This is a genomic window from Microcoleus sp. PH2017_08_TRC_O_A, assembly GCF_020738665.1.
In the GTDB taxonomy this organism is placed as follows: domain Bacteria; phylum Cyanobacteriota; class Cyanobacteriia; order Cyanobacteriales; family Microcoleaceae; genus Microcoleus.
In genome coordinates, this window is record NZ_JAEQCE010000160.1 from 1 (window position 1) to 5,955 (window position 5,955).

Sequence of the window (5,955 nt, forward strand, 5' to 3'; positions counted from 1 at the left end):
CTGAGCGCTGTTAAGACCATTGCAAACAGCAACTAAAGCAGCAACAGTCACAGCCCAAATCACTCCCGCCCCCGCAATTTCCGTAGCTATCCCGATACTTACAAATACTCCCGTGCCCACAATCGAGCCGAGGCCCATGAGAGTTGCACCGAAAACACCTAATTCTCGCTTTAACAGAGAGGGAGACATAATTACACTAGGGTTAGTTTAATACAAATATGTGCCTGGAGACACCATCATGCTTATTGTTCAGGACTTTCCTGCGGGGTTCGGAAACCGAGTTTCTTTCTGGATAGCTCGTTACCAAACTTAATAGTTATCTGTAAGCCTTGCGAACAATTTGGGTGGCTGCAAAACTTTTAAACGTCCTAATTCTTGGTATAAAATAGCTCATCATTCCAGCATTGTCGTGGTGATTTTACTTGGGAATCATGTAGGAAATCACCGTTGATCGCTTGTGGTGAACAAGATATTTTGTACTTAGCGTTTAGGATATGTAAAGATGTCCGACATCATAGTAACGGTTAACAGAATCATAATTTATGAAACTGACGGATTTTTTTGAACGGACTTACGTGGTGAATTTGCCAGAGCGCCAGGATCGCCGCCGTGACATTACCAAGGAACTTGCCAATGTGGGGATTTCCTTGGCAACTAATAGTGTTGAGATTTTCCCAGCGAGTCGTCCAGAGACGGCGGGTGAATTCCCTAGTATCGGAGCGTGGGGCTGCTTCCTGAGCCACTTGAGCATTTTGAAACACGCCAGACAGCAAAACTTGTCCAACGTTTTGGTCATGGAAGATGATTTAGCAATTTCTCCAACCCTAATCGCTCAGCAATCGGCGTTAATCGAACAACTGCAAGGGCAGGATTGGGGGATGGTCTACTTGGGGCATTATTTGACGGATAGTAATTTACCCAAGGTAGATCCGAATGGGCGATCGTCCGAAGCAGCAGTGCTGTTAAAACCATACACTCGGGCGATTCAAACCACCCATTTCTATGGTGTAAACGGACAAATTCTCGATCGGCTGATAGCTTTTCTAGAACAAGTGCAACAGCGTCCCAGCGGACATCCCGATGGCGGGCCCATGCACGTAGACGGCGCCTATTGCACCTTCCGCGCTCAAAACCCAGATATCACGACGCTGATTGCAGAACCAAATTTAGGCTGGCAACGCAGTTCTCGCAGCGACATCAATGCGAGTGCCTGGTATGACTACGTACCCTTAGTCCGCGATGTGGCAAATGCCGCCCGTGGCGCTAAGGTTTGGTTGTCCAACAAGTAAATGGAGGTTTGAAAATCTAATTAAATTGCTCGACCAAGCTGGCCATTGGTTACTGTTGTGTTGGAGTAGCGAGGAGAAGTGAGAGCTTCAATAACATCAATTGTAGCTATTTACAGCTAGTTAAATATCCGCACAAGTACCGAGAAACCTGTTGTTTTTCGGGAGTGCTTCCAGAATAGGGGTATACTGCATCTCACTTTTGCAAAAAGTATTTTTTCTTTTAGTGTGAGTTCGCAAATGCTTGCCAGATAATAAAAGCAAGCGAAAAATTGCGAACTCGCACTATAAAATGCAAAACGGAAGCATCTCAGTTTTGCATTTATTATAGTGCTGTCCCCGCTCGCGTATTTTACAGTACGCGAGCGGGGACAGCACTATAATAAAAAATGCTTTTTACAAAAATGAGATGCTCCCATCCAAAACAGAGATGCTCCAATTTAAGTATCAACCGAAACGACCTTGAATGTAATCCCTCGTACTAGAATTACTGGCGGAAGTGAAAATCCGGCTTGTCGGCCCAAATTCCACCAAGCGGCCGATGCGACTTTCATCAGTATTAAAGAAAGCCGTATAATCAGAAACCCGAGCCGCCTGCTGCATATTGTGCGTTACAATCACCACAGTTAACTGTTCCCGCAGAGTTTGAAACAACTCCTCAATCTTCATAGTAGAAATCGGATCGAGAGCAGAACAAGGCTCATCCATCAGTAAAATTTTCGGTTTAACAGCCAAAGCGCGAGCAATACAAAGTCGCTGTTGCTGTCCGCCCGAAATTCCCTGAGCCGACTTCTTCAAATTATCTTTCACCTCATCCCAAAGCGCCGCACTTTTCAGCGCAGATTCCACAATTTCGTCTAACTCTGCTTTGCTTTTGCGACCAAAAATGCGGACTCCGTAAGCAATGTTATCGTAAATGCTCAGCGGAAAAGGATTCGGCCTTTGAAACACCATGCCAATTTGGCGGCGCAAACTATTAATATTTACCTTAGGACTGTAAATATCCTGTCCAAAAAACTCAACCCTGCCTTTGATTTGAACTTTTCCCTCCAATTCGCCGATGCGGTTGAGAGCTTTCAGAAAAGTTGATTTGCCACAACCTGAAGGGCCGATAATCGCCGTCACTTGCGGGTGAGGGATATTCATCGATAGATTTTCGAGAACTTTGTGAGTGCCGTAGTAAAAGCTCAAGTCCTGAACCCGCAATGCTGGCATAGCATTGGGGTCGATTTCAGGAGTCGTATCTTCGAGGAATTGGTCGCTATATTTTTCAGCTTTTAAGTTACTTTTGGATTTCATTATTTGGAGTTTTTCTAGTGTGAGCAGTAGATTTTTAGTAGATGCAGAATATGGCCTGATGCCTTTATTTAGTTAGGTGTTCTATCTATGCACTTGTTTCGTAAATCACGGATATATTGATACATAAACCGCAGATTTAAGGCAGATAAACAGAGATAAACGCAGATATTTTGAAGAGAGGAAAGAGAATGAATGCAATCTTGTCTAACATTAATCCGTTAAATACATTACATCCCATACGGTTGCCGAACTTCCTTCTCAAGCAATTTACCGATTTTGCAAGCGTTTGCGAGTGACGGCACGAGAAGCTAAGCTGGTGAGCAAAACCATACCCAAAAGGACAGAAGCAGCAGTCCACGCCAATTCGTTCTGCTCCTTGTAAGGAGAGCTGGCGTAACTGTATATTAATACAGACATAGAAGGAGTCGGAGTTAGCAGTGTCTCGGGAATTTCTTGGATTTTTGCCATGGTTTCTGCGCCGACGGGAGACTGAACTATCTCGCCCAATTTCTCAACTAAAGGAGGCCAAAATTGGCTGGACAAGGCAGTTACGATTAGCGGTGCAGTTTCGCCGGCGGCGCGGGAAGCTGCGAGTAAAATGCCTGTGGTAATAGTTGGAAGTGCTGAGGGAATAATAATCCGAAACATTGTTTGAAAGCGTCCGCCTCCTAAACCAGCAGAAGCGAGGCGGTAAGAAGCAGGCACTAATTTTAATGCTTGTTCTGTTGTCAATGCTACCACCGGCAGCATGATAATCCCCAACGCGAAACCGCCGGCTAATCCTGAGAATGACTTAGTTGTCACGACAATTAAAGCGTAAGCAAAGACGCCGACAACAATTGAGGGAACGCTACTTAGAATGACGGTGATAAAGCGGATAGTATTTGCTATAGCTTTATTGTCTCTGCCAAACTCTGAGAGAAATATTCCGGTCATTACGCCGATTGGTACGCTAAATAATGTGGCAATTCCCACCATTAAAGCTGTACCAAGAATCGCATTTGCAAAGCCGTTGGGCTGGTCTTCAACTCCGACGGGTGCGGGCAGAGACACTAGCACTTCCCAGCTTAAATGTGTCAGTCCTTCGCCCAAAATTTTGTACAAAATAGCGAACAAAGGCAGCAGAGCCAGACCTGTGAGGGAGAATGCAATAACTGTCATTCCCCGGCTGAACAAATTTCGGCTCAGCGACAGCGAATTGTTGATTTCTACATCTAGAATATTGTGGGACTTTTGTGTTTGAGTCATGGTTAATTCTTAGCTCCCTTAACGCCGATTAGCTGCACCAGCAATACTGCGACTGCGTTCACCAATAGGGTGATCACAAATAGAATTAGGGCTAAATACATTAAAGAGCCGATGTGCAGTTCTTCTTGAGCTTCCCGAAATTGACTTGCTAAAACAGCGGGGATTGAGTAGCCGGGAGCTAATATAGATTGGTTGATTTGAATCGAGTTGCCGATTACCATTGTGACTGCCATTGTTTCGCCTAATGCGCGTCCCAATGCCAAGATAGTAGCTCCGATAATTCCTGAACTTGCTGCTGGTAATAACAGCTTAAATATGGTTTCCCAGCGGGTAGCGCCCAGTGACATTGAAGCACTTCGCAAATCTACGGGAACCGACAGCAAGACATCGCGGCTGATGGCGGCGACTGTCGGCAAAATCATAATCGATAAAAGTATGCCGGCGGGCAGCATTCCCGGCCCAAAAGGTTCGCTGCTGAATAGGGGAAACCAGCTAAAATTGTTGAACAGCGACTGCTGTAAAGGCAGCAGAAAGGGAATTAAGACGAAGATGCCCCACAGGCCAACGATGACGCTGGGAATGGCTGAGATTAATTCAACCATGAATCCTAAGGGCGATCGCACCCAAGCAGGCAAAAAGTTCTCGCTGGTAACGATCGCGACTGAAAGTCCTAGAGGAATTGCTATGATAATGGCGATCGCAGAACTAACTACCGTACCGTAAATAAACGGCAGAGCCCCAAACTGCAACTCACCGATATCCCATTTGGGATTCCACAAAAACTCCAGTCCAAACTTGCTAATCGCCGGCCAAGCATCCTTAAAAATTATCTCGCTCATCCAAAACAGCGTACCCGCCGTGGCTATAGCAAAAGCCCATACAAATCCTGTAAATCCCGACTCCAGCCACAAACCTTCACCCTTCGTATCAGTCAAGTCTACATGGGTGGTGATTCCAGCAGACTTCCGAGTCGATTTTTTCGGTTTCTTTGAAGAATTGGTCATACCCAAGTTATGGCGTAAACAGCGAAATCTTTGATTGATGAAATAGATAGCATAGTGCCTGCACCTTAATAAATGCAACGTATGAGTTTTGAGCCATACAATTAACTCAAAACTCATAACTCCCTGAAAATATTTTAATTAACCTTTAGCAACCACACTCTGATTCACTGCTTGAATCACCTTTTGAGCTGTAGCTTGCGGAATCGAGGTAAACTCTAATTGTTTGTTCAAACCTTGACCTGTAGTCATCACCCAATTAACCATCTTTTTAATAGCATCTGCTTTCGCAGCAGGATACTGTTTGTAGATTAACAACCAAGTCAAGCCAACAATCGGATATCCATCATTAGGATTTCCTTCAACCAAGCGGAAGTCTGCCGGGTATGTTTCCCCTGCTAAAGCTTTTTCGGCTTCTGCCAAGTTAGCATCTACAAATCTGCCAGCTTTATTTTGAATAAACGCTGTTTGCAGCTTGTTTTGTCGAGCAAAAGTATCTTGAACGTAGCCAATTGCACCGGGTGTTTGTTTCACCAAACCTGCTACGCCGGGGTTTCCTTGGCCGCTGAGGGGGCTACCAGGCCAACTCGGTTGAGCGGCACCCTTGATGCTGCTGCCAATAGCCTGCAAGTGGTTGCTAAAAATAAAGCTAGTACCGCTGCTGTCTGCCCGCACAACTACTCGAATGGCAGTATTTGGCAAATTTTTAGCTTGTCCAGAAATCCCTGCGATTTTCGCATCATTCCAGCGGGTAATTTTGCCTTCAAAGATGCCTTTCATGGCATCGGCACTCAGCCTGACATTGTTAACTCCGGGCAAGTTATAGACAACTGCAACCGCGCCGCCGGCTGTCGGAATTGCCATGACGCCACGGCTTACCTGAGAGATTTGTGCAGAAGTCATCAGCGCGTCGCTGCCTGCGAAATCCACAGTACCTGCAATTAATGCTTTGATACCAGCGCCGGAGCCTGTACCTTCGTAGTTTACAGTAATTTGATTTGCGCTTCTCATCTGAGAGAAGTAGCTGACGGTGTTACGCTGCACAACCCTGGACAAACAGGGCATACGCGATAGCAATACTCTCACTATTGATAGAGAGAGCAAAGGAGCCGTCCCTCAAA

5 protein-coding genes and 1 pseudogene are annotated in these 5,955 nt (G+C 45.6%); 1 reads left to right on the forward strand and 5 read right to left on the reverse strand.

The annotated features are described in order from the left end of the window. Window positions 1-189, reverse strand: a pseudogene (locus JGK22_RS32230) (amino acid permease); the annotation flags it as partial. A gap of 353 nt (window positions 190-542) precedes the next feature. Here JGK22_RS32230 and JGK22_RS32235 point away from each other — a divergent pair. After that, on the forward strand, window positions 543-1,289 hold the full coding sequence (locus JGK22_RS32235) for a glycosyltransferase family 25 protein (protein WP_293220134.1): 747 nt from the start codon (window positions 543-545) through the stop codon (window positions 1,287-1,289). Window positions 1,290-1,733: 444 nt separating this feature from the next. On the opposite strand, the gene pstB is transcribed toward JGK22_RS32235, so the two are convergent. The 4 genes from pstB to pstS form a co-directional block, all read right to left on the reverse strand. Then, the gene (gene pstB / locus JGK22_RS32240; protein WP_293186062.1) at window positions 1,734-2,585 is read right to left on the reverse strand and encodes a phosphate ABC transporter ATP-binding protein PstB; all 852 of its coding nucleotides are present in this window, start codon (window positions 2,583-2,585) and stop codon (window positions 1,734-1,736) included. Between the two features lie 267 nt (window positions 2,586-2,852). Then, the gene (gene pstA / locus JGK22_RS32245) at window positions 2,853-3,833 is read right to left on the reverse strand and encodes a phosphate ABC transporter permease PstA (RefSeq protein WP_293208330.1); all 981 of its coding nucleotides are present in this window, start codon (window positions 3,831-3,833) and stop codon (window positions 2,853-2,855) included. Between the two features lie 2 nt (window positions 3,834-3,835). Beyond that, the gene (gene pstC / locus JGK22_RS32250; RefSeq protein WP_293220140.1) at window positions 3,836-4,837 is read right to left on the reverse strand and encodes a phosphate ABC transporter permease subunit PstC; all 1,002 of its coding nucleotides are present in this window, start codon (window positions 4,835-4,837) and stop codon (window positions 3,836-3,838) included. A 138-nt stretch (window positions 4,838-4,975) separates the two neighbouring features. Further along, entirely contained in the window at window positions 4,976-5,845 is an 870-nt protein-coding gene (gene pstS / locus JGK22_RS32255; RefSeq protein WP_293314484.1) for a phosphate ABC transporter substrate-binding protein PstS, read from the reverse strand. Window positions 5,846-5,955: the final 110 nt, after the last annotated feature.